The 22,765-nt window shown below is 55.2% G+C and carries 20 protein-coding genes and 2 pseudogenes; 8 read left to right on the top strand and 14 right to left on the bottom strand.

Annotated elements, in window-relative coordinates:
• The first annotated feature begins 63 nt into the window (after positions 1-63).
• Entirely contained in the window at positions 64-1,281 is a 1,218-nt protein-coding gene (locus ACR0KL_RS04310) for an ROK family transcriptional regulator (protein ID WP_170765778.1), read from the top strand.
• Positions 1,271-2,782: a CRTAC1 family protein gene (locus ACR0KL_RS04305; protein WP_170765780.1), complete on the top strand. Its 1,512-nt coding sequence runs from the start codon at positions 1,271-1,273 to the stop codon at positions 2,780-2,782. The genes ACR0KL_RS04310 and ACR0KL_RS04305 overlap by 11 nt, the downstream gene beginning before the upstream one ends.
• Here ACR0KL_RS04305 and ACR0KL_RS04300 read toward each other — a convergent pair.
• The 4 genes from ACR0KL_RS04300 to ACR0KL_RS04285 all read right to left on the bottom strand — a co-directional run bounded on the left by ACR0KL_RS04300 (position 2,776) and on the right by ACR0KL_RS04285 (position 6,940).
• On the bottom strand, positions 2,776-4,059 hold the full coding sequence (locus ACR0KL_RS04300; RefSeq protein WP_480776670.1) for a cytochrome-c peroxidase: 1,284 nt from the start codon (positions 4,057-4,059) through the stop codon (positions 2,776-2,778). The two genes, ACR0KL_RS04305 and ACR0KL_RS04300, sit on opposite strands and share 7 nt — an antisense overlap.
• A gap of 2 nt (positions 4,060-4,061) precedes the next feature.
• Positions 4,062-4,988 carry an aldose epimerase family protein gene (locus ACR0KL_RS04295; protein ID WP_480554605.1) on the bottom strand — a complete coding sequence of 309 codons (927 nt, stop codon included), beginning with the start codon at positions 4,986-4,988 and terminating at the stop codon, positions 4,062-4,064.
• Positions 4,989-5,285: 297 nt separating this feature from the next.
• On the bottom strand, positions 5,286-6,212 hold the full coding sequence (locus tag ACR0KL_RS04290; protein ID WP_480776669.1) for an aminotransferase class IV: 927 nt from the start codon (positions 6,210-6,212) through the stop codon (positions 5,286-5,288).
• On the bottom strand, positions 6,209-6,940 hold the full coding sequence (locus ACR0KL_RS04285; RefSeq protein ID WP_170677472.1) for a sulfotransferase-like domain-containing protein: 732 nt from the start codon (positions 6,938-6,940) through the stop codon (positions 6,209-6,211). The genes ACR0KL_RS04290 and ACR0KL_RS04285 overlap by 4 nt, the downstream gene beginning before the upstream one ends.
• Positions 6,941-7,378: 438 nt before the next feature.
• On the opposite strand from ACR0KL_RS04285, the gene maiA reads away from it, so the two are divergent.
• Positions 7,379-7,843, top strand: a complete 465-nt coding sequence (gene maiA / locus ACR0KL_RS04280; protein WP_480776668.1) for a maleylacetoacetate isomerase — start codon at positions 7,379-7,381, stop codon at positions 7,841-7,843.
• A 24-nt stretch (positions 7,844-7,867) separates the two neighbouring features.
• Here maiA and ACR0KL_RS04275 read toward each other — a convergent pair.
• The 3 genes and pseudogenes from ACR0KL_RS04275 to ACR0KL_RS04265 form a co-directional block, all read right to left on the bottom strand.
• Positions 7,868-8,413 (bottom strand): annotated as a pseudogene (locus ACR0KL_RS04275) (DDE-type integrase/transposase/recombinase); the annotation flags it as partial.
• A gap of 111 nt (positions 8,414-8,524) precedes the next feature.
• Positions 8,525-8,932 (bottom strand): universal stress protein, encoded by a 408-nt coding sequence (locus tag ACR0KL_RS04270; protein ID WP_170677470.1) that lies wholly within the window; start codon positions 8,930-8,932, stop codon positions 8,525-8,527.
• A gap of 57 nt (positions 8,933-8,989) precedes the next feature.
• Complete coding sequence (locus ACR0KL_RS04265; RefSeq protein ID WP_170677468.1) at positions 8,990-9,439, bottom strand: phasin family protein; 450 nt, start codon at positions 9,437-9,439, stop codon at positions 8,990-8,992.
• Between the two features lie 200 nt (positions 9,440-9,639).
• Here ACR0KL_RS04265 and ACR0KL_RS04260 point away from each other — a divergent pair, with 200 nt between their 5' ends.
• On the top strand, positions 9,640-10,797 hold the full coding sequence (locus ACR0KL_RS04260) for a cation:proton antiporter (RefSeq protein WP_480776667.1): 1,158 nt from the start codon (positions 9,640-9,642) through the stop codon (positions 10,795-10,797).
• A gap of 15 nt (positions 10,798-10,812) precedes the next feature.
• On the opposite strand, the gene ACR0KL_RS04255 is transcribed toward ACR0KL_RS04260, so the two are convergent.
• Positions 10,813-11,220, bottom strand: a complete 408-nt coding sequence (locus ACR0KL_RS04255; protein ID WP_480554609.1) for a c-type cytochrome — start codon at positions 11,218-11,220, stop codon at positions 10,813-10,815.
• A 160-nt stretch (positions 11,221-11,380) separates the two neighbouring features.
• Positions 11,381-12,985 carry a Na/Pi cotransporter family protein gene (locus tag ACR0KL_RS04250; protein ID WP_480776666.1) on the bottom strand — a complete coding sequence of 535 codons (1,605 nt, stop codon included), beginning with the start codon at positions 12,983-12,985 and terminating at the stop codon, positions 11,381-11,383.
• A gap of 416 nt (positions 12,986-13,401) precedes the next feature.
• Between ACR0KL_RS04250 and ACR0KL_RS04245 the strand changes: the two genes are divergently transcribed.
• A complete protein-coding gene (locus tag ACR0KL_RS04245; protein WP_480776665.1) occupies positions 13,402-14,646 on the top strand; it encodes an APC family permease in 1,245 nt (414 codons plus the stop codon).
• Positions 14,647-14,689: 43 nt separating this feature from the next.
• Complete coding sequence (locus ACR0KL_RS04240; RefSeq protein WP_480776664.1) at positions 14,690-16,306, top strand: MFS transporter; 1,617 nt, start codon at positions 14,690-14,692, stop codon at positions 16,304-16,306.
• On the opposite strand, the gene ACR0KL_RS04235 is transcribed toward ACR0KL_RS04240, so the two are convergent.
• Together ACR0KL_RS04235 and ACR0KL_RS04230 are read right to left on the bottom strand one after the other, a co-directional pair.
• Positions 16,307-17,875, bottom strand: a complete 1,569-nt coding sequence (locus ACR0KL_RS04235; RefSeq protein WP_480776663.1) for a trypsin-like peptidase domain-containing protein — start codon at positions 17,873-17,875, stop codon at positions 16,307-16,309.
• A gap of 243 nt (positions 17,876-18,118) precedes the next feature.
• Positions 18,119-18,622, bottom strand: a complete 504-nt coding sequence (locus ACR0KL_RS04230; RefSeq protein WP_170677456.1) for an Hsp20/alpha crystallin family protein — start codon at positions 18,620-18,622, stop codon at positions 18,119-18,121.
• Between the two features lie 278 nt (positions 18,623-18,900).
• Here ACR0KL_RS04230 and ACR0KL_RS04225 point away from each other — a divergent pair, with 278 nt between their 5' ends.
• Positions 18,901-20,205 (top strand): ferredoxin reductase family protein, encoded by a 1,305-nt coding sequence (locus tag ACR0KL_RS04225; RefSeq protein WP_480776662.1) that lies wholly within the window; start codon positions 18,901-18,903, stop codon positions 20,203-20,205.
• 336 nt (positions 20,206-20,541) lie between these two features.
• A complete protein-coding gene (locus tag ACR0KL_RS04220; protein WP_170677452.1) occupies positions 20,542-21,105 on the top strand; it encodes a flavodoxin domain-containing protein in 564 nt (187 codons plus the stop codon).
• Between the two features lie 78 nt (positions 21,106-21,183).
• Here the strand turns inward: ACR0KL_RS04220 and ACR0KL_RS04215 are convergent, their stop codons facing one another.
• The 3 genes and pseudogenes from ACR0KL_RS04215 to ACR0KL_RS04205 form a co-directional block, all read right to left on the bottom strand.
• A complete protein-coding gene (locus ACR0KL_RS04215; RefSeq protein ID WP_170677450.1) occupies positions 21,184-22,029 on the bottom strand; it encodes a universal stress protein in 846 nt (281 codons plus the stop codon).
• Positions 22,030-22,104: 75 nt separating this feature from the next.
• Positions 22,105-22,482, bottom strand: a complete 378-nt coding sequence (locus ACR0KL_RS04210; RefSeq protein WP_170677448.1) for a nuclear transport factor 2 family protein — start codon at positions 22,480-22,482, stop codon at positions 22,105-22,107.
• 85 nt (positions 22,483-22,567) lie between these two features.
• Positions 22,568-22,705, bottom strand: a pseudogene (locus tag ACR0KL_RS04205) (IS6 family transposase); the annotation flags it as partial.
• Positions 22,706-22,765: the final 60 nt, after the last annotated feature.

The raw sequence follows: 22,765 nt of genomic DNA, 5'->3' as shown, positions 1-22,765 counted from the left end.
ATGCTATCGCTAACATGAGAATCTAACTAAGGTGAATGCCAAGATGAGATTCGCGAGGGCAAGATGCTGAAAAACAAAGCCTCTTCTATCTCTACCGAGCAGCGGAACGTAACGCGGCTGCGCGTGCTGGAGCATATCCGCCGCAAGGGGGCGATCTCTCGCATTGATATTGCGGGTGCTTTGCAGACCAGCCCCGCCACCGTCACCACCGCAACGGCAGACCTGTTGTCTGCGGGCCTGATCCATGAGGTTGAAGGCGACACTCAGTCAGAGTCCCCACGACGCGGGCGGCCCCGTGTATTGCTCAAGCTGAACGGTGGATCACTGCTGATTGCGGGGTTCAAGGTCACACGCCACTATGTCTCGGTTCTGATCGCAGATTTCGAAGGTCTTGAGATAGCGTCGATCAAATTCCCGCTGGTCGAAGCCTGCATGACCCCGCTCGACTTTGCCAAAACCATCCGAGAGGCGCTGGAAAGCGCCTGCGCAGCTGCGTCAATTTCGATGTCGGATATCGCAGGGGTCTCGATCGGAATTGCGGGCCTGATTGATGCCGAGCACAACTTTGTCCATTGGTCCTCCTCGATCTCGGAACGGAACGTGCACCTTGGCCCGCTTCTGCAGCAAGAGGTTGATTGCCCTGTTTTCATTGAAAACGACGCCAATCTTGTTGCAAAGGCGGAGCAATTATTCGGGCTGGGCAAAGGTCTGCGAAACTTTCTTGTCATCACGATAGAACACGGCGTCGGCCTAGGGATCGTGCTGGGCGGCAAGCTTTACCGGGGCGAGCGCGGATGCGGGGCCGAATTCGGTCATACCAAGGTGCAACTGGATGGCGCGATCTGCCAATGCGGCCAGCATGGGTGTCTCGAGGCCTATGTCGGGGAATACGCCCTGATCCGAGAGGCCTCGAATGCCGGTCAGGATCGCGACCAGATCACCATTGCCGATCTGCATGACAATGCGCAGTCTGGTGATCAACATGCCTTGTCCGTGCTGGATCGGGCGGGGCAGGTATTCGGAATGGGCGTTTCGAACCTGATCAATCTGTTCGATCCCGAATGTATCATCATCTCGGGGAGTCAGGTCAGCTTTCAGCACCTCTATTCCGACAGCGTGATGGAGCGGATACGTAAGGGGGTCGTCCACGTCGATGCCCCCCTGCCCGACATCAAGGTCAACCAGTGGGATGACACCATGTGGGCCAAAGGCGCCATCGCCTATGCCATCGAACAGGTCTCAACCTTGAAGATACGCGAGATGCCGGCCCATGTATCGTGAGTGCGCCCTCCTCTTTGCAAGCGCCACAGTTGTTGCGGCCGATCAGCCCATACCAAGCTTTCAGCAGATCGAGGTTGCCGCACATGTCTATGACGGCGGCTGGGAACATTTCGTGGGCGGAGGCGTTGCGGTGTTCGACTGCGACGGCGACAGCCTGCCCGACCTCTTCGCTGCAGGTGGGTCAAACACATCGCAGCTGTTCCACAACACCTCGGACGGCGATCTCTCTTTCCGCGTCGACACGCCAGAGGCGCTGTCACTGACCGGTGTGACCGGGGCCTATCCACTGGATATCGACGGTGACGGCTTTCAGGATCTGGCGGTTCTGAGGGTTGGTGAGGACCTTTTGTTGCAAGGCCAGCCTGACTGCCAGTTTACCCCTTTTGCCGATCTGAACTTCCAATCAGATGATCATTGGACCACCGGTTTCTCGGCCACATGGGAGGACGGCGAGACGCTGCCAACGCTGGCCTTCGGCACCTATGTCGACCGTTTTGACCCCGAGGGTCCTTTCGAGACCTGTGGTCCGACGCTCCTCTACCGTCCTGAAGGATCAGGATACAGAGCACCGTCACTGCTAGAGCCGGGCTATTGTTCATTGTCGATCCTGTTTTCCGACTGGGCGCGCACGGGTCGGGCAGACCTGCGGGTCAGCAATGATCGCCACTACTACGTGCGCGGCGGGCAGGAGCAACTCTGGGCGATGGAGGCTGAACCGCGGCTGTACACCGAGGATGACGGATGGCTGCCCTACTCGATCTGGGGAATGGGGATTGCTTCGCGCGATCTCACGGGTGACGGGTTCTCCGACGTCTACCTGACGTCGATGGGCGACCAGAAGTTTCAGGTGTTTGACCCCTCCGATGACAGCCCCACCTGGCGCGATGCGACCTATGAGAAAGGCACCACCGCGCACAGACCGCATGTCGGCGGCGATGGGCGACCTTCGACCGGATGGCATGCGCAATTCGGAGACGCCAACAACGACGGGCTAGACGATATTTTTGTGACTAAAGGCAATGTCGAACAGATGCCTGTCGCGGCCTTAAACGACCCGAACAACCTGATGCTGCAACAGCCTGATAGGTCCTTTATCGAAGCTGCTGCCGAGGCGGGCGTGGCCTCGATGGCCAAGTCGCGCGGCGGCGCTTTGGTCGATCTGAACAATGATGGCCAATTGGATGTGGTCGTCGTCAACCGGGGCGCGCCGTTGGAAGTTCACCAGAACACAACTACCGCTGGAAACTGGGTTCTTGTCGATGTCTCTCAGAACACCTCCAACCGTGCTGCGGTGGGCGGGTTTATCGAGATGCGAATGCCCTCCGGCCTGCAGACCCGCGAGATCACCATTGGCGGAGGCCATGCCGGGGGGACTTCAGGCCTGCATCATTTCGGATTGGGATCGGCTGAGGCGATCGAGCTGCGGATGATCTGGCCGGATGGCTCCACAAGCGACTGGCAGGCGTATGACGCCAACCAGATCATCCGCCTCCATCACTGATCCACAGGCAGCCCGCTGGGAACGGTTTCGGGAACACCAAGCCTTTGGGCCGGGTCTTCAAGGGTGTTCAGAAAGCTGAGAATCGCGTTTACCTCATCGTCGCTCAACGAAACCGGCTCCAGGCTATTGGCGGCAGCGATAGCCTCGGTCGTATCAATCAAGGCACGCTGATCATCTGCACCCGGAAACGCGGGCAGACGTGCTTGTTCCAGCGAATACCGCTGCAACGACCCCACCGGATCAAGGTGGTGACGCACCACATCCTCCAACTCGGCATAGGCACCGCTATGGCCATACGGGGCGGTCAGGGTCACATTGCGCAGTGACGGCGTGCGGAAGGCAAAGGCGTCACCGGCCTCACCGGTCACCCGCATGCGTCCATCGTCACGCGCGTGACTTTCGAACCGCGCACCTTTACCCGGCCCGATCTGAGGCATCGCGATGGCGTGGAACCCATGATCCGTCTGGAGCCATCCGGAATGGCAGGCGCTACACCCCGCCTCACCGTAAAACAGATCCAACCCTGCCTGCGCCTCGGGCGGCAGCTCTGCCTCTCCGCGCATCGCCTGATCAAACAGGCTGTTGTCGGCCCGCCATTCGAAGGCGATGAAATCTGCAAGCACGTTGGCGATCGTCGTAAAGGTGATCTCCTCGCCCGGCAGAGCGTCTTCGAACCGTGTCTGGTATTCGGGAATGGCTGCGACACGCGCGGCGATCAGGTCCCAGGCCCCGCCCTCTTGCGCCAGCAGACCCAGACGCACTGCTTTGCTGATTTCATTCTCGGAGTAATGCCCGGCCATCTCGTCCGGAGACAGCACCGGAAACATAGCCTGCGCCGCAAGGGCGGATTTGAACCCCGGCCGCATATGCGTTCCCAACGGAGTGCGGATGCCGTTCGGGCGGCTCGGGTCAGCCTCGAGCCGTCCGTCATGGAAGAATACCGTGAACTCATCCGCGCCAAGGTTCCACAAGGCCGGAGAGTTGCGAGGAATGCGTTGTTCCGGGCGGTTTTCGGGGTCCAAAGCACGTGTCACTCCCAGCCCGATGCCGCCCTCACCCACGCCCAGAGACAACCCGTCGGACGTTCCTAGACGCGGATGGTGACAGGACCCGCAGCTGATGTTTCGGTTGCCGGACAGGATGGGGTCATAAAACAGCAACTGCCCCAGATCGACAACGGCCAGATCAGGTTCCGCGAATTCAGGAGGTGGGCCAAGGTCCAGCGCCTGTGCGGCCGAGGCCAATCCCATCATTCCAATCGCCGAAACTACCCTCATGCCTAAGTCCCTGTGAGTTTGAGCGTAAGTGTCTGATGATAGGGCCGCTCAGGTGAAAAAACCATGCTGGGGAACGCGCTGATGTTGGGCGCGTTGGGATAGCCTGATGGCTCAATACACAGACCAGCGCCTGCGTGAAACGGGGCCCCCAATGAACCAGCAGAATAGACCTGCGCCCCGGCCTGATCGGAGAATACGTGCAATCCCAAACCATTTGCGGCGTCAATCGTGGCGATTGGCTGCTGCGCGTCGCGGTCGCTGTCGAACACGTAGAAATGATCGAGGTTTTTGCGCGGGCGGCCCGGGTGCGTGAAATCTAGCGCCGTGTTTTGTACGTCTTGCAGGTTGCCGGTTGGCACACCCTGCGCATCGGTCTCAAGCACATGCCCGGCATCTATTCGGAGGCTAAAATCCTCAACGCCTGCGGGACTGCCAAGTGTATAGTAGTTATGTTGCGCAATGCTGATCGGCGTTGGTCGGTCCGGCTGGGCCGTGATGGTATAGGTCAGATTGGGAAAACTGAGCGAGACGTGCAGCTCAAACCTGACCTCGCCCGGAAAGCCGCCTTCGCCATCCGGGGAGAGATAGCTCATCACCGCCTCACGATCCGAGAGCTGCTGTAGGATCCAGACTTGGCGAGACAGGCCCTCGGCCCCGCCATGCAGTGTGTTGGCACCCTCGTTCGGGTCCAGCCGGTATCGCATGCCTGCAAGATCAAAGCCTGCGCCCTTTATCCTGTTCGCGACCCGCCCGACAATTGCCCCGTGATAGAAGGGATCGCGCAGATAGGCTTGAGGATCGTCATATCCGAGGATCAACGGGGTATCATCTATCCACCACCCTTGGGTGATCGCACCATAGTTTAGAAGGCTGACGGACATGTTTCTGTCCTGCAAGCGCGCCTGTTCGATCTGCAAATCCGCCCCCATTTTCGCCAGCGGGCCACGACATCTCAGACCCTATCCAGTGGCAGTCTTGAAGACTGGCCCAAGTTATTGCGCTCATAAGACCGCCGAACAGGTCCCAACTCCACCCAAGGCGGCGGATGTCTTAGCGTTACGTCTGAATGGCGGCTGCTCTCGCCTCAGAGTTAGCGCTATCATAGATATTGTTGAACGCTTAGACCAGATGAAAATTGCTTTTTTGTCCGCACTAAATTGCACTTACTTTCCTTGAGGCAGGGCACTTCAAACAGCGCGATCACGACCCCGCTGGTTGGCCAAGGATCACGTTTGCGCGGCCACGTTCCGGGCGACCAGTTCCTTGTAGAGCGCGCGAATCCGCAATGTCATCGGACCAGCCTTGCCCTCTCCGATCTGTTTGCCGTCGATCTCGGCCACTGGGGTTTGCGCGCCGAAGGTGCCGGTCAGAAACACCTCATCCGCACCGTAGGCCTCGTAGAGTGAGTAGTTCTTTTCGAAAACCGGTATGTCATTGGCGCGGCACAGGTCGATCACCTTCCGCCGCGTCACCCCGTTCATGCAGTAGTCCCCGGTCGAGGTCCAAACCTCGCCCTTGCGCACGATAAAGAAATTGCAGGCGTTGGTGGTGTTCACAAAGCCATGCGGGTCCAGCATCAGCCCCTCATCCGCGCCTGCCTGTTCCGCCTGCAAACAGGCGATGACACAGTTCAGTTTGGAGTGGCTGTTGAACTTCGCGTCCTGGCTGGTCGGCAACCCCCGCACCTGGGGCACAGTCGCCAAACGTATCCCCCGCGCGGTCAGCGCCTCGGCGGGTTTGGAGTGTTCGACGATGGCCACGATGGTCGGCCCCCAGCGCGAAAGCTTGGGATGCTGAAACGGCTTGGCCTTGCGACCGCGTGTGATCATCAGCCGCGCGTGAGCATCGGTTGTCGCACCATTGGCGGCAGCGGTGGCGTCCAGAATCTCGCGAATATCCTCACGCGTTTTGCCGATGTCCAGAGACACGGCCTTGCAGCTGTCAAACAGCCGATCCATGTGTTCGTCAAAAAAGGCCCAGCATCCATCATAGAGCCGCAGCCCTTCCCACATGCCGTCGCCCAGCATGAAGCCGGAATCATAGACCGAGACCTTGGCTTCATCCTTGTGAACCAGTACGCCATCGACCCAGATTTTCAGGTCCTCGTTGCGGGCATCGTATTCCGCGTCATGGGTTGAGAGTTCGGTTGTCATGCATCACCTTCCAGAACAAGCGCATCCGACCTGAGCCGCTCATAATACGGCATTGCCGCGTCGCATATGGATTGAAGCGCGGGCGGCAAGGTCGGGAGCGCCCCCTCAGCGCCCGCAAAACCGGTTGAGGCATGTACGGCCCCGTACCAGTGGCTGGCCCACACGCCGTCCGAGGGATGGCCGCCCGCAGGCCAAGACAACATGGCCGGGTCAAAGGGCAGATCAATTGCCGCACATAGTTTTCGCAACATCCGTTCGGGCGCCTGACGAATGTCATAGCTGTCGACGATCACCCCTGCCCCGGTTCGAGCGCAGATCAGATTGTAGATCTCGGCCTGTTGCACAAAACCAATATCCTCAAGCGTCGGGTTTTCGCGTTTTGCGGCATAGCTGGCCAACACACGCGCGGGGTGGCGGATCAGAAAGATATGTTTCAGCCCATCCATCCAGGGCTGATCCAAGCCCCAAACCATATGCTGCGTCATGTGTTTCTGGTAGATATGCGCCTTGCCCTCTGGCGGCTGCGCTGCGCAACCCTGTCCGACCTGAAGGGGGTCCGTTTCACCCTCGGCGATGATCCGATCTCCCATCGGATGATCTAGCCCGGTCTCGGCCAGATAGGCCGCGTAGAACGGCTCATCCCAGACGGCGCAGTCCTCGCGCGCGCCGAAAGCATACATCATCGCAGTGGACAGATTTCTGGGGCCAGACCAGCAGGCTATGTTCATTTTTCAAGACCCCTCAATCGGGTTGACAGATGTTATCGCAGGCACGCCGCAGCACGAAGTTTTAGCATGTTCTTCCGCCACATAAGGACACAACTTCAAGTTCGCGCACCCCCTTCTGCTTGTCATAGCAACACCCCTACCTTGTCAACATCGAGTGTTCAGAGGGTTACTGAAACCGACCTCGGAAGAACGCCAGACTCGCGTCGATTTTCTTCGAGTTGAATTTCGCTGCAAATGCAACAACCTTGGAACAACTACAGGATGATAACATGAAACTCCATTCCTACTGGCGCTCAACGACTTCATACCGGGTTCGCATCGCCTTGTACCTCAAGGGCGTCGGCTACGATTAATGCCCGGTCGATCTGGTCGCCGGAAAGCAAAGCGAACCCGGGTACACCGCGCTCAACCCTGGCAAGGGTGTTCCGACCATGGTTCTTGAGGACGGCCCGGGTCCTGACCCAATCGCTTGCAATCATCGACTATCTGGAGGCCATCGCGCCAGAACTTCGGCTCCTTCCACCCCAACCCCTGCTGCGCGCGCGCGTCCAAGCCGCCGCACACACCATCGCGATGGACATCCACCCGGTGAACAACCTGAGGGTCATGACCTACCTCAAATCTCAAATGGGAATGGACTCTGCCGGACAAACCGATTGGTTCCACCATTGGATGACCGAAGGGTTTGCCGCCTACCAGGCGCTGTTGCCGCAAAACACCCGTTTCAGTTTCACAGACACCCCAACCCTCGCCGATATCTGCCTTGTCCCCCAGCTCTATAACGCGCATCGCTGGGGGGTGAACATGACACACTTTCCGCGACTGTTCGAGATCGAAAAACACGCGCTGTCCCTTACCGCTTTTGATCAGGCGCGCCCGGAAAACCAACCCGACGCAAGCTGACAAGTTTAAGTAACGGCAATCGGATTCTTGTCGTCGGAAAGGAAGGTGCGAAATCTCAACGCGATTGTGGAGCCACCTGTTCGTTTGTTGTTTTCCCTTGGCACCAAGTTCCCTGAGAACTGCCCGATATGATACGAAACGATCCGTGACCACATTCTTCGCAACACCGTAGCGTTTCCAAAATTTCTCTACTATTTTTTATGCTTTCCGCCTGGTTCGGCGATTGGTAACGACAGCTTCGAACACCTCTCTTTCGTGATCAATGACGCTCCGCAGGTCTAGCCGCTTTCCATTGATCTAAACAAACGCTTCGTCGACATGCCATTTCAATTTTGGGTATGCCCGCAACTGCTGGATCCGTTTTTTCCGAATTTCCGATGCGAAAATCGGGCTAAACCAGTTCCGCTACTACCGCACGGTCTTGTGGCTGACTTCGATGCCATGCTTACGCATCAGGTCTCCCACATTTTTAAGCGACAGAGGAAACCAAACACGTAGCATTACCGCCAAGAGAATGATTTCTGGGCTGGTTTTATAACACTTGAAGGGAACTCGTCTTTTCACGAGCAGGGGCTACAAAAGCCCCCTACCCGACTCAAGACAAGTTCCTCTGAGAAGCCTTTATTTTGGTTCAGCAAGTAAGGGGCCATTACAAAAGAATCTCGTATCGCTAGCTTTGGATCACCGAATTACGTGAACCGAACACTTGGCATGATGCACGACTCTGTTCGCAGTGGAGCCTAGAAATATGTCCTCGAATCCTGGCTTGTGTGACGCTAAGACGATGCAATCAACGTCGTTCTGATTTGCGAAGTCAACGATAGCCCTACCCGCGTGCCCAGAGATGAGCTGTACCTTCGCGTCTGAAATTTCAGAGGCAGTCTGATTCAGGTTTTCCAATATCTCATGCCGCGTATGTGCCAGCACTTCGCTTGGAATCTGAGACCCTACATATGCCGGAATAGGTTCTTGGACGTGCACAACGGTGAAAACAGCGTCGGCATCAGCCAATTGGCGCGCGGCCTCAAACGATGCTTGTGTGTCGTGTTCTTTGTCCAGAGCAACCGGGATCAGGATATTCTTGTACATTTGACCTCCTATCTACTGCTCGGATGATTTCGGTATAATTTTTCGGCAGCAGGCACCCTACACAGGCTCAGATTTCGAGGATTTCCCCGCGCTCTTTGTAGCAGCTGCAACATCACCAACTGTTTTCTCAACAGCTTCAGCTTCTGTTTCAGCGACATAAGATGCACAACGGGAAACGGTTTCGAACCATTCCTGCGCGTCTGCAACCAACCGTTCAGCCGAATGGCGCTGCCATTCCGCCATGCTCTGAAAGGCTTTCGATGGATCGGACGGGTTCGCGGAAGACACTTTGCGTGCAGCTTGTAGAGCCGTCCGGACCGCCTCATGACGCCGTTCGAACCAATGCTGTGCAAAGGCCTCAGTTTCTTCGAGCAATTTTTCTTGCGCGTCCCAAAATTGTTCGATCTGGGCTCCGAAGGCTGGATTGCCAGAAATGGGTGGCTGCATTTGCTTGAAAACATCCAACAGTGAGGTCGGGCTGTTTGTGTTAGTTTTCTTTGTCGGCATCGAATGTTCCTCCTCATTTCCTGAATGAGTTATTGTGCCACTTGCGGCGCGCCGTCGCCTTAACACAGATCAATATCCCTTATTCTTCAGGTCTTCGGCCTAAGCTGCGACGGGACACCCGCATTCTCTCCGACATCGGTTCCTAGAAGGCAGTGTTGGAGTTAGAATAGTTTAGACAAGAACTAAATGCTTGGTTTTCTATGCACATTGCCGGCTTTCTGATTACCCTTGGTGTCCTCTTCCTTGCCGGATTGGCGGCTGACCAACTTGGCCGGGCCACGCATCTTCCTCGTGTTACAACCTTACTTTTCCTCGGTCTGATCGCCGGAAACGCCGGAATGGGGTTGATCCCACTCGACGTTGCAATGTGGTTCGACGAGATTTCCATCGTGGCCTTGACGATGGTCGCGTTCCTTCTTGGAGGATCTTTGACCCGCGAGAACCTGGTTCGGCACGGCCGAGCCATTCTGACGATTTCGATTTCAATCGTGGTTGCAACCCTTGTTATCGTGTCTGCTGGATTGACCGCAATCGGCGTACCCTTCGGGTTGGCATTGGTGCTGGCGGCAATTGCTACAGCTACAGCTCCGGCCGCCATGACAGACGTGATCAAGCAATCTGGGGTGTCCAACAGCTTCACCGAGACATTAAAGGGCGTCGTCGCAATTGATGACGCTTGGGGTCTGATCGTATTCAGTATCGCCCTGGTTCTGGCCGGTCATTCGGATGGCTGGGCAACCGTCACGACCACAGCGATGTGGGATTTCGGAGGGGCTATTTTGTTGGGTATCGCACTAGGCGTCCCATCCGCTTACCTGACCGGCCGCTTGAAACCGGGAGAGCCAATGCAGGCAGAAGCAGTGGGTATAGTCTTTCTTACAGCCGGCCTCGCGCTTTGGCTGGAGGTTTCATTCTTGGTAGCAGGCATGGTCGCGGGGGCCGTCATAGGGAATCTTGCCCGCCATCACGACCGTGCATTTCATGAGATCGAGCACATTCAGTGGCCATTCATGATCCTGTTCTTCCTGTTGGCTGGCGCCACATTGGATATCGAAGCCTTCGGCTTGATGGGCTGGGCTGGTGCTCTTTTCCTGATCTTACGCGCCGTGGCCCGTCTTGTCGGAGGGTATTGCGGAGCGAGACTGGGCGGCCTGCCTCGCCATCAGACCCGCTGGTACGGCCCCGCTTTGTTGCCACAGGCTGGTGTCGCGGTAGGAATGGCCCTCGTTGCCGGAGAGCAATTTCCGAACTGGGCATCGTCCATCATGGCGTTTACTCTTGCCAGCACTGTGGCCTTCGAAGTGTTGGGGCCGCCACTGACTCTCATGTCAATCAGACGCACGGCTGATACGGACTAGCAGATTGGTCCGTGACTAGTCGGCTTGGATCGAGTCCAAAAAGGCGAGCAAATTCGCCAACGGCAGGCCAACCATCATTCGTTGCCCGTTAGGCAAAGCCACCGCGATTTGTTGGTCTGTTTCAAACACCGCGCCAAAGATCGGCATCTCGCCCCCATGGGCGAGCAATTGTGAACGACCATCAATCTGTTCAGCTATGCGATCTGTCGGAAACACACCGTCGTTTTGGCCCGCCAATTTGGTAAGGTCGGGCGTTCGAATAGCCATCATTTCGGCCATCGGCCCGTCTCCAGTCGCTTCGAAACCGTGACATTGCCAGCAATACGTCCGGTACAAATCACGTCCCTCATCGACGCTGACGTCCTGTGCCAGCGCAGGTCCCGTGACGAACAGTGCCAGTAAAATCCCGCGAACAATCTGCATATGCTCCTCCAATTTGCTGCCCCGGATACAGATCTTATTAAACCGCATCCTTAAGAAACTTCTTTGACCTTGCTCATGTTGCACCCTTCGGCACGAAGATTGGCGTTTCGGTCGAACAGCGTTTGGGCACGTGCCAAGGCCATTCCAGGCCGGCCTCCAACTACGCCAGCTCGACATTGACCTCACCACCCTTGCGCCCAGGCGACTCTCGTTCCAATGCGTTCAAATGCCAACGAATTCGCCAGAGGTGATAAGACACGCGATGTAACCATCTGAGGGCATCCAGCCGAGCCCAAACCACGTCGTCCGGCAGATTGTCAGTTGCCGCGTCGGAAATGAGCAAGTCTCTGCGAAGTTTCCTCTGTCGCCGCAGAAAACGGCGAAGACGGTTCAGCGTGTTTTCACACTGCACCGGATTGTCGATCTCCAAGTAGCCATCCGTTGCTGTAATCAACACCGAAGCGAGCCGCTTCAAACGCCGGTCTTTCGGTAACTCGCTTATCCGATCATCTTGGCTACACCGGTAAAGCAGCCGGTCAAGGTGATCGAGGACATGGTACATACCCTTGATGCTGGATATCTCTGCCTCGGACCTGCTTGGCAGTTCAATCTTGTCTAGGTACGAGCGCGCCTCAGAAACAGCCGTCTCAATGTTGTCCTGCCCAAAGTCGGCTCCGCTTGGCTGAGATGCCCCCATACATGAACGAAGGTGCGCCACTTCGGCCCTAGCAATTTGTTCGACTGAAGCTTTTGCTGCATCCACCGCTATTTCCGGCACCCCAAGAACGAGCGGATCCAGAGACCTCGTCAACTCAGCACCTCTGTCGGGTACGAGCGCCTCGATAAATCTGGCGAAGGGTTTCGCGAACGGCAAGATCAGCGCTACGCCTATGGCGTTGAAGAAACTATGGAACGCGACAAGCGCAGTCAGTGAGTTTCCGGCCCCCGTCCCACTTACAAAGACCGAAGTAAACGGCCCCAGCAGAAAAAATGCCATTGCTCCTGTCATCACATTGTAGATCACATGCGCAAAACCGGTTCGACGCGCCATCGTGCCCCCACCCAAGGTAGCCAGAACAGCAGTGAAAGTTGTCCCCACGTCCATTCCAATGACGAGAGCTGCTGCTTGAGGGAAGTTCACGGCACCTGCGCTCAACGCAGCCAATGTCGTTGCAACACCAGCACTCGAAGACTGCGTCACCATCGTGATAAGGACGCCGATCAATACAAGCTTCAGCCTGCCCAGCAATGTGTCAGGTGGAAAATCGGCTGGGGTAACTACGCCGCGAAAGGCGTCCAGCCCGGACTTGAGCTGCTCGATCCCAATAAAAATCAAGCTGAATCCAGCCAACGCCAGCCCAAGGCCGGCAACCGCTTTTTTTCCTGAAAGCGCCAGCAAAGCCCCAACAAAAACAACGGGCAACATCACTTGCCCCAAGTCCAGCTTGAACCCCAAGAGCGCGACGAGCCAACCTGTCATGGTCGTTCCGATATTGGCCCCAAAGATGATCCCAAGCGCTTGGGGAAAGGTGAGCAGGCCAGACGCGACAAATCCGACGGCTGCGACAGTCGTCGCGCTGGAAGACTGGATCGCAGCTGTCGTGACCGCGCCTGTTATCGCCCCGGTAAACGGTGTCGACGTGAACCGGCCCAAAATATCTCGCAATCGCGCCCCTGCCAACGCCTTCAAACCGTCCGTCATCAACAGCATGCCGATAAGGAACAGGCCGATGCCGCCCAGTGCTGGTAACAGGTTCCAGAGCATTGCGAATTGCCTTCCACCCTAAATCTCAAACCGCCTGACATGTTTGCTATGCCTTTAAGTTCGACGGCAAACGACAGTTGGTTGGGATTCAGCCTCGCAGACCGGCGACCGCGAGTTGATTGACATAGATCAAAGCACCAATAGGAATCACATAGTGAAATACGAATGTTTCAGCTTGTTCTACGTTCACCGGTCTGTCCCCAAGCAAACACAAAGGTGAACGGAATTCTGAAGGAGTGGAAGTTCCACCCACTGGGGGCTCGGCAGAAGTGGTGGCGAGCCCCCAGTTAGTTTATTGGCGTCCGATGCGCCCAGACGTTGAGATACAAGGCATTCGGTGCAGCTTTGACCATCGGATCGCGCCGCTCCGCCGATCACGGACAAAACTGGGAGGGACGCCACAGACGACATTCTGAATGGGCAGTTGGTGGAAATCGCTAATGAACTCTGTTGATCCAAACGAACAGAAACTCCGTCGAGCCCTTACTACGCCTTTGCTCACGCTTTATGGCCTTGGGGTAACGGTCGGAGCGGGCATTTATGTTTTAGTCGGCGCGACAGCAGACATTGCCGGACCGTTTGCAGCGTTTTCGTTCGTTGTAGCCGCGCTCGTCGTATCACTCACCGCGCTTTCGTATGCAGAACTCGCAACACGATTTCCCGTCAGCGCAGGCGAAGCTGCCTATGTTGAAGCCGGATTTCGGAAAAGATGGATGGCGGTTTTCGTCGGGCTCGCGGTCGCAGCTTCGGGGATTGTCTCTGCTTCTGCAGTTGCAATTGGCGCGGCGTCATACCTGCACGCTTTAACCGGTTTTGCGATCCCTGTTTTGACCATCAGCGTCGTTTTGATCATGGGTCTAATCGCGCTTTGGGGGATCACTGAGTCGGTCTTTGTTGCGGCTGTCATTACGATCATCGAGATCGCAGGCCTTCTCTTTGTGATTGGCTGGGGTATGTCGATTCAGGATCGGCAGGGATACGAGATCAGTTCGATGCTTCCCCCGCTTGAAATCGACGCGTGGAGAGGCATTTTCGCAGCATCGCTCCTCGCCTTCTTTGCATTTGTTGGCTTCGAGGACATGGCCAATGTCGCAGAAGAGGTCAAAGACCCAGTCCGCACGATCCCAAAAGCGATTTTACTTACGCTCGTTCTGGCGGCCGTGTTGTATCTGGGAACTTCAATGACGGTTCTACTTGTTGTTCCGATCGATGTTCTGTCGACATCTGCAGCGCCCCTCGCGCTTGTGTTTTCAAACGCGCCCGAGGTGATCAAACAGGGCTTTTCCGCAGTCGCGATTGTGGCGACAGTCAATGGAGTACTTATCCAGATGATCATGGCCTCACGGGTGATCTACGGCCTGGCGGACCGTGACCATTTGCCGAAGGATCTGGCGATTGTCCCGAAAGCAACTCAGACACCTGTTGTCGCTACTTTGTTGGTCGTCGCAACCATCGTTTTGCTGACCCAAACTATACCGATTGGTACTCTGGCAGAGCGCACGTCTCAGATCGTTCTCGGTGTCTTTGTACTGGTCAATGTCTCGCTGATCCTGCTGAAGATGAAGCCGGACGAGGCCGCCAAACACTTCCGCGTTCCTCTTGTGGTACCGATCCTTGGAGTGATCACCAGTGCATTGCTTTTCGGATCTGGATTTCTCTAACTAGATACAACGACCCAAAGGCCTCAACGAACTGCCACGGCATATGACGACTGACCAAGCTTCCATAGGATCAAAAATTTCGGCCTGGTGGCATAGAACGTTTGTGGATCTGGTTCAGCAGCTGCAATGGTCCTATTTGCCGCCACTGATGGTCTATTTCGCGGCTGGTGTGTCCGGCCTAACCTCGGTCGTCGGAGCTTTTTTCCTAAAAGACTATCTCGATTTATCCGCCTCTTTCGTTGCAGGACTTGCATTTTGGGCCGGTCTCCCTTGGATCCTCAAAATGCCACTTGGCCATGTCGTGGACCTGTTCTGGCGCTGGAAGTCCCTGCTGATCTTGTTCGGCGCATCCCTGATCACTTTGTCTTTACTCACAATGCACGGTCTCGTGACCGCGCCTGCACAGATGTCCAAGTTCATGCCGTTGGAAGACTGGTACGTTGTTGCCCTGCTCTTGGCGCCTTCCGGCTATGCCATTCAGGATGTTGTCGCTGACGCCATGACTGTTGAGGCGGTCCCAAAGGTTGACCAGCGCGGCCTACCGTTTACGCCAGAAGAAACCCGTGCTCAGCACACGACGATGCAAACCTTGGGCAGAGTTTCGATCATTTCCGGGTTCGCGGCGGTTGCGGCTGTAAACATCTGGATATTCTCTGGGACCGAAGAACTGCAAAAATCCGAACGCCTTGCGCTCTATGGCCAAGTATACCTGATAGCTCTGGCCATCCCGGTGTTGTCCGTCAGTGGAGTGGTTCTTCATAGCTTTATCCAGCGTCAGCTTGTCAAGCGCGGCCACCCGCCTCACACACCGGATGAAGTCACCGAAGTCAAATGGTCCATATTGCTCGGCGGTCTTGCATTCGTTTTGCTCAGCATCGTGCTGGGAACCGCAGATTTCGAGTTTGCGCAAGAGACTGTTTTTGCGGTTTCCCTGACGGTGATCCTCTACCTCATGTCGCGTCTGCTGAAAGAGCTGGAACCGGCCCAAGCCAAAGCCTTGATCGGGACAGCAACAATCATTTTTGTGTTTCGCGCTGTGCCGCTACCAGGACCAGGCCTGACATGGTTTGAAATCGATGAACTGGGGTTCGATGAACAGTTCCTGGCAATCCTGGCTTTGCTGACTTCGCTGCTGGCCCTGCTCGGGTTAATCGTCCTTCGACCATTTATGGCCAACCGCTCCATTGCGCATGTGGTGGTGTTGCTGACGATTGCGGCGGGCGTTCTCGCCCTGCCCAACCTTGCGCTCTACTATGGCGTGCACGAATGGACGGCGGCGCGTACCGGCGGAGTTATCGATGCAAGGTTCATTGCCATTCTTGATACAGCCGTTGAGTCGCCGCTTGGACAGATCGCCATGGTCCCGATGTTGGCTTGGATCGCACGCAATGCCCCTGTTCAGTTGAAAGCGACCTTCTTTGCGGTGATGGCATCGTTCACAAACATGGCTCTGTCGGCCAGCAGCCTAAGCACCAAATACCTCAACCAGACATACGTCGTCACGCGCGCTGTCACAAACCCGGAAACCGGTGAGGTCACGTCAACCGCTGACTACAGTCAACTTGGGTACTTGCTGATCTCCGTGGCCGTGATCTCGGTGATCGTTCCACTGGTCACAGTGTTTTTCGTTCAAAACTCACGCTTCCGAACGAGCGAATGATCACTGACTTTCCGCCTCTTCCAGCAGAGCTCTGAGATGTGAGACCGGGACGCCGATGTTTGAGCCACCAAACTCGGGCAGGATCGCAGCATTGATGGCAACGACCTCACCCCGCCGGTTCAATGCTGGCCCCCCGCTTCCACCGGTCGTGGTCTCGGCGTCATAAACGATGGCGCTCCCACTTGTCCGCGCGACAATCCCTCTGCTTGCTAGCGGGTGTATCTTGCTTTGAGATGAAAGCCGGGACGCGATCGACCAGAAGTTCAACGTTCCTTCTGCTTCCAGTTCCTCTAAAAAGCCCGGACCAGCCTGCGCGATCAAAGCTTTCAAACCCGTTGGATATCCCAACAGATACAGCTCTTCACCTACGCGCGACGTGACATCCGCCAAAGGAATTCCGAGGTCCTGAACGCGGCTTGGCTCAACTGCCAAAATCGCCAAGTCCGCCGCGTCGCTGAATCGGACCAGACGCGCCTCTATTGGTTCCGTCTGATCAGGCAAATAGGCCAGCAGCCTCAACATCTCTGGCTCAAGACCCGCGTCTCTCAGCGCCTTCTCTCGGTCCCCTGATGTCCAAGGCAACGCAACATGACGGTTGGTGGCCATCAACGGTACCCCAGCAATCAAAAACCCGGTTCCGGTAAACTGAAATTCTGCGGGTTCGCCGGTCCCGTCCGGTTCGATCCAAGGCTGGCCAAACGGAGTTTTCAGGTTTTCTCCGTTCGGTCCCAACACATGCCGCAAAATCTTGCCGCTTTCCACGTGGCGCAGCCCATAAGCCCCCTGAAGGAAAGCGACGGATCGAATTGACGCAGCGATCACGCGCGTGGGTGCTCCCGCACGCTGCTCCAAGGTTCCAAGACGCTCCTCGGTCGACATGACCTGGTTCTCAAAAGCGTCACGCAACGAAGCCAAGTCATCAGGCGTAAGTGCGTCTTCTCGCGTCTGAGCGAGCATAACCGCGACCGCTTCGATCTTGCGGGCCTCCTGTTCGATACTAGCCGCCAGGCGCCGGTCGTTTTGGTAGAGCAGGTACCCAAACCCCGCGATCACAAGAAGCGTCGCTATAACTGTGATCCTGAACAATATCGTGGTTTGGGAGGCAAGCCGCCGCCCACTATCGCGTAGGGCACCAGACATCTTTTTAGCGAAAGGCCTGCGGCTCGTTCGGGTGTAAGCATATGCATCACTGAGGATATCCTCGACAGTATGGTGCGCGGGAAATGAGTGATCGCACGACCTGTATCGAGACATAGGACCCTTTTCACCGAACTCGATCATGTCGCCATGCCTAAGCGACGCTAACGAGGCTTTTTGCCCGTTTACCCACACATTACGCCCAACCGACGCGGTTATCGTGTAACCGTCGTCAGCCCACTGTAGGGTCGCAATATCGTTGTCATGCTGAGGCAGGTCGTCTTTAGGTCGAAGGCTTAGCACCCTGCCCTCGTCAACTGAAACAGTTAGGGCTTTGTCGACCAGCCAGTTCACCTGGCCGCGCGATGGTCCGGTCAGGCTCTCCAGAAAGGCCCGCACCTCACCTTCACCAGCATGTCCTGAGGGTGTCATGCCACTCTCTTCTGGTTTTCGCATTGTGGCCCCCTACCCAAACGCGTGAGGGCATTCTACCACGCTTCAACGCCAAACCCATGGCCTGGTACGAATGTGCAAAAAACACGTTTGTACAGATACTTGCGATGTCTGCTAGGACTCAACCAAAGACACTTATCAGGCCACAACTCTAAGAAGGCCGATCCATGATCGACCTTCTGCCTTGGCATTTTTTTGCACGGTATCGAGCCACCAGACCGTCTATTTCGAAGATACCTTGATCTTACGGCTTGGATCCTGAGGCTCAGTCTTCGGCATTTCGATATGCAGAACGCCTTTGTCGAATTCAGCTGAAATCTTGTCGATTTCCACCGTGTCTGGCAGCGACATGGCTCTGGAAAAGCTGCCATAGCTTCTTTCGCTGACACGCAAATCGCCCGTTTCATCATGCGCAATCTTCTTCTGACCGCTCAAGACTAGTTTGCGGTCCTTGATTTCAATTTCCACATCATCCTCTTCGAGCCCCGGCAATTCAGCCGTCAGGACAATCGCAGAATCCGTTTCTTGGACATCGATTGCCGGTGAAATCGCACCTGTCATATCAAGAGACGGAAAACCCGTGCGTTGCGCAGCCGTTTCCATCGGCAGGAAGGGTGATACTCCCCCAAAAAAACGCGACATCAGTGTTTCCATTTCACGCCGAAAGTTGTCAGAGAGCGGTTGCATTCCAGTGAAAAGTTGCGGTGACTTTTTGTCTTCCAACATTTTGAGCCTCCTCCTTTGGTCGAATTTCGCGCGCGCGACATTATGACAGGAAAAGCGGTCAAGGACCTTGATCTTGCGCAAGCATGCAACCTCAGCATCAGCCAGACCGAACTCAGCGGCTGAACGAACTGAAACGGGAACCCTCGTGCACTAAACCTGCCACGTCGTGGTGGAGTTAGCACCAATCTCAGTAGGCTTGATCGGAATCCCAGGTCAGCTTAGCGTTTATTTTGAATGAGCCCGAGCTGCCTAGCTTTAGCACAGTGGAGCAAAACTGTATGAAATGGCCTTATCTGGCGCTGATTTACGTTTTGCTGATTTTGGCTCCCATGGGTTTTTCTTGGTCTTTGGGATGGCCCCCACGATCGTTTCATCAAGAGCTCGCGTCCGGGCTTGGGATGCTTGCTTTTTCAATAATCTTAGTCGAGTTCCTGCTGTCTGGGCGGTTCAGGTTCATCTCTTCCGGACTGGGTATGGATGTAACCATGCGCGTGCATCAGTTGATGGCGCGTGCAGCACTCGGCTTTGCGCTGATACACCCGCTGCTGTATCAGGGCACGCCCTCTGGCGGACGCCGCCCGTGGGATGTAACAAGCCAACTTACGATTTCGACCGACTTTTCTACGCTGGTATCGGGTATCGGCGCATATTTTTTACTGTTCATTCTGGTCGCCTCCGCAATTGCCCACAAATCCCTTGATTACAAATACGAAACATGGCGCCTCTTACACGGGCTGGGAGCCTTGGTGATTGCATGCCTGCTGTTACATCACACAGTCTATGCTGGGCGCTACGGTGGGCATCCGCTGTTGATGTATCTCTGGCTTGCCTTGACCAGTATTGCGGTTGGAACTTTGCTGTATGTCTATCTCGTTCGCCCTTTACGTCAGAGGAAAAGGTCGTGGCGCGTCTCATCTGTGTCTCGACTATCACAGAAGCAATGGGAGTTGCGCCTCATGCCCCATGGTCACAACGGACTAAACTTCGAAGCAGGGCAGTTTGCCTGGCTAAACGTCGGCCACAGTGCCTTTTCTCTGCATGAGAACCCATTCTCGATTAGTTCGGCACCAGCAGAAGGCCCTGAGGTTTCATTCGTGATAAAGGAGCTTGGGGATTTCACATGCGGCCTCGGACAGATCGCTCCGCGAACCACGGCCTATCTGGATGCCCCGCACGGGAATCTGTCGATCAGCCACCGCACTGAGACAGGTATTGTTCTGATCGCAGGTGGTGTAGGGATCGCGCCCATGTTGAGCATTATGCGTCAAGTTCGACTGAGTGGAACACGGCACGATCTCAAGCTTATCTATGGAAACCGGGCGGAGGAGCAGATTGTTTTTCGTCAGGAGTTGTCCAAAGAAGACACAGTTTTTGTTCCATCCGAACCGCCAAAGGACTGGTGCGGAGAAACAGGCTTAATCGACGGTCCTCTTTTGGACCGCAATTTGTCTTCTGAACAATTTGAAAGCTGGCTTTTTGTTCTTTGCGGACCCCCTGCCATGATGGACACCGTCGAAGATCATCTGATTGAGCGGGGCACTGCGTCACGCCGGATTTTGTCTGAAAGGTTTGACTATGATTAGAATGCTCGGAAACCTGCCTGCACGCCAACAAGTGAAACTCGCAGTGTGGTTCATCAGTTTTACAATCTTCGTTGCTGTCTTAGCCTTTTGCTTAAGGTAGCAAGCTAGACTACCAAGGGTTGGCTAGCTTCAAGGCTATCGGCCGAAAAGGCAGGTTTTCTCCGAGATGGATGCCGCCGCGAACTTCCCTAAAAACTTGCACTGCGTAGACAGCAAAAGCGTACTACAACGATCCCGATATGGTCCGAAGAAACGCCTTTGATAGAGATCAAGGGCAACGCACGTCACTTATTCATAATAAGCAATCTATTCAGACCGGTTTATGGGAGGATCGGAATGACCGTACTCATCGCATTCGCGACGGTCGAAGGCCAAACTGCAAAAATTGCGCGCTTCATCACCGATCTCGCTAAGAAGGCCGGTTTCGACGCAAAGCTGATCAATACCGATGAAATACCCAGCCACGTTTCGCTTGACGATGTGGTCAAGGTTATTCTCCTGGCCCCTGTCCACGAGCGTAGGCACCCCAATTCATTCGAGGCATTTATCGCTTCAAATAGAGATGCCTTAATGAAGCGAAAGTCTCTCGTGCTTTCCATCGGTTTAAAAGCTGCTTTCGCGTCAGGTCGAGAAGAAGCACGCGACTATCTTGACGAAATGCTTCTTCGAACAGGTTTTGAACCAAATGCAACGGCTTTGATCGCAGGCGCGGTAAGGCCCGAAAACTACGGGTATTTTGAGAGGGAGATCCTCAAGCACGTCGTCTTGCTCGGTCGAAAAATCGATCCACGAGAAGGGGCAAGGGAGTTTACTGACTGGGATGAGCTAACGTCAATTGTGATAGATTTCCTTGGCGAAAACAGTCAGGCAAATACGCTTCAACCTCAAGAAAACTCTTAAAAAATGGTTTCTCAACTATTTACTGACGAATTTTAATAGCGATGGCTCCCAGAAAATTACAGTCATCGGCTCACTTCATCAGTGTCCGAAAAGCACTTGTAAACTTGTCTGCTCCAACATTGCTTGCGTCGTGCCCCCAAAAACTGACTCTCGCAAATGGGAATGCCCATAAGCGCCCATAACAACGAGATCGGCCCGCGCTTCGCTTGCTCGTTCTTGAATGCAGTCTGCGATTGAATTCCCCCCGCACTGAAACTGCGACACGGTCACGTTGCAACCGTGATGGCCGAGCCATTCAGCTAGGTCCGTTCCGGGCACGCTACTTTCTAAGTCCTCAGGCGACGGCAAATCAAAACACCCAATCACAACTTCTTTGGCCACCACGAGAATGGGTAAAGCTAAATGCGTCGCCCTGGACGCAGGCAAGCTGTCATTCCATGCCAAAAAAACGCGCTCGCGTTGGGCAAACGGGTCTCCATTGATCATCAGAGCGACCGGCGAATGAAACAAAACTCCGCACGCGATCTTGTGAAATAAATCAGGATCTTTTCGCAATCCAGCGTCTAGATAAGCGATATCAGAGCATTTGGCTTGTTCTGCTACAAGTTGCTGTAACTCTGCTCCAAGTCCCATGAAGCCAGTTACATTTGCAGATACGCCTTGCCCAGCAAGAAGCGCTTCAACTTCAGTGGCGCGAGACTTCAAGGCGGCATTATTCGCGTGAAGAACGTCCAACCAGTTTGAGGGAAGACCCGCTTCAACGAACCTGTTTGATCCATACTTCAGGTAAGGCAGGTTTGGTAGTGCCCCGGTCACTACGCAATTCAAGTGGTCGTTCTGGGTACGGGCAGTTTCAGCGCATTCCAAAATCGACGCGTCTTCCGCATCAACTCCTACATAATATGCCACTGTTCTGTGTTGCATTCCCGACCTCCGCCCGGAATTTCACTTCACCCAAGAGCCGTGCGCACCGACTGAACCAACAAATCGCCGATGATGTTACTTCGGCAGCATGAAGAACTCTTCCAGCACAATCTTGCCTTCCGCCACCGAATACACTGCGATCTCGCGCAGGGTCATACGCTCACCCGTCGCCTTCTGAACCACTTCAGCTCTGAAGCGCACTCCAAAGCGGTTGGGTGGGTGGACGTAGGGGCCATCCACTTCTAGTTCCTGGATTTCATGCGATGCCAACCAATCCTCTCTTTTTCCCTTGATAGCTTCGCGACCCTTTGAAACGCGGAATTGTCGAACCGGAGGCACAACGGCCTCTATCGACTGTGCGTTTTCGGCATACATTTCATCAACACTTCCGAGGCCCCGGCGCTCACGCATCGCCTGGACAAAGGATCTACCGATTTCAATCAAGTCTTCCATGAATCCCCTCCCCTAGATTGCCATTGAGTCTACCACTTCTTGCCCGCTCAATTCTTGACAAGGATCAATAAGCACATTGGTGGAAAGTTTCGGGACTCACGTCGATGCCAAGCTTGTGCAGCAGATCTTGGAGATTCCGAAGCGAGAGCGGCAATCGAGTGAATAGCGTGAACGCAATGCGGATGATCTCGGGACAAGATTCAAAGTGTTTTAAAAAAGTCAGGTCTGGTTTTGGCAAAAGCTACGCAACCGCCCTGCCCGCTTCAACCATAGTTCCTCCGAC

The organism is Ruegeria sp. C8 (assembly GCF_056537565.1).
Note: the sequence above shows the minus strand (reverse complement) of the source record. Positions and strands in the feature narration are given on the sequence as shown.

Excerpts from the sequence above, each read along its gene's own strand:
- ACR0KL_RS04260 (WP_480776667.1), top strand. The coding sequence starts at position 9,640 with ATGCACATTGCCGGCTTTCTGATTACCCTTGGTGTCCTCTTCCTTGCC.
- ACR0KL_RS04215 (WP_170677450.1), bottom strand. The coding sequence starts at position 22,029 with ATGCAACACAGAACAGTGGCATATTATGTAGGAGTTGATGCGGAAGAC.
- ACR0KL_RS04255 (WP_480554609.1), bottom strand. The coding sequence starts at position 11,220 with ATGCAGATTGTTCGCGGGATTTTACTGGCACTGTTCGTCACGGGACCT.
- ACR0KL_RS04300 (WP_480776670.1), bottom strand. The coding sequence starts at position 4,059 with ATGAGGGTAGTTTCGGCGATTGGAATGATGGGATTGGCCTCGGCCGCA.
- ACR0KL_RS04295 (WP_480554605.1), bottom strand. The coding sequence starts at position 4,988 with ATGGGGGCGGATTTGCAGATCGAACAGGCGCGCTTGCAGGACAGAAAC.
- ACR0KL_RS04230 (WP_170677456.1), bottom strand. The coding sequence starts at position 18,622 with ATGTTGGAAGACAAAAAGTCACCGCAACTTTTCACTGGAATGCAACCG.
- ACR0KL_RS04270 (WP_170677470.1), bottom strand. The coding sequence starts at position 8,932 with ATGTACAAGAATATCCTGATCCCGGTTGCTCTGGACAAAGAACACGAC.
- ACR0KL_RS04290 (WP_480776669.1), bottom strand. The coding sequence starts at position 6,212 with ATGACAACCGAACTCTCAACCCATGACGCGGAATACGATGCCCGCAAC.
- ACR0KL_RS04265 (WP_170677468.1), bottom strand. The coding sequence starts at position 9,439 with ATGCCGACAAAGAAAACTAACACAAACAGCCCGACCTCACTGTTGGAT.
- ACR0KL_RS04310 (WP_170765778.1), top strand. The coding sequence starts at position 64 with ATGCTGAAAAACAAAGCCTCTTCTATCTCTACCGAGCAGCGGAACGTA.
- ACR0KL_RS04220 (WP_170677452.1), top strand. The coding sequence starts at position 20,542 with ATGACCGTACTCATCGCATTCGCGACGGTCGAAGGCCAAACTGCAAAA.
- ACR0KL_RS04250 (WP_480776666.1), bottom strand. The coding sequence starts at position 12,985 with ATGCTCTGGAACCTGTTACCAGCACTGGGCGGCATCGGCCTGTTCCTT.
- ACR0KL_RS04305 (WP_170765780.1), top strand. The coding sequence starts at position 1,271 with ATGTATCGTGAGTGCGCCCTCCTCTTTGCAAGCGCCACAGTTGTTGCG.
- ACR0KL_RS04245 (WP_480776665.1), top strand. The coding sequence starts at position 13,402 with ATGGGCAGTTGGTGGAAATCGCTAATGAACTCTGTTGATCCAAACGAA.
- ACR0KL_RS04235 (WP_480776663.1), bottom strand. The coding sequence starts at position 17,875 with ATGACACCCTCAGGACATGCTGGTGAAGGTGAGGTGCGGGCCTTTCTG.
- ACR0KL_RS04240 (WP_480776664.1), top strand. The coding sequence starts at position 14,690 with ATGACGACTGACCAAGCTTCCATAGGATCAAAAATTTCGGCCTGGTGG.
- ACR0KL_RS04285 (WP_170677472.1), bottom strand. The coding sequence starts at position 6,940 with ATGAACATAGCCTGCTGGTCTGGCCCCAGAAATCTGTCCACTGCGATG.
- ACR0KL_RS04225 (WP_480776662.1), top strand. The coding sequence starts at position 18,901 with ATGAAATGGCCTTATCTGGCGCTGATTTACGTTTTGCTGATTTTGGCT.
- ACR0KL_RS04210 (WP_170677448.1), bottom strand. The coding sequence starts at position 22,482 with ATGGAAGACTTGATTGAAATCGGTAGATCCTTTGTCCAGGCGATGCGT.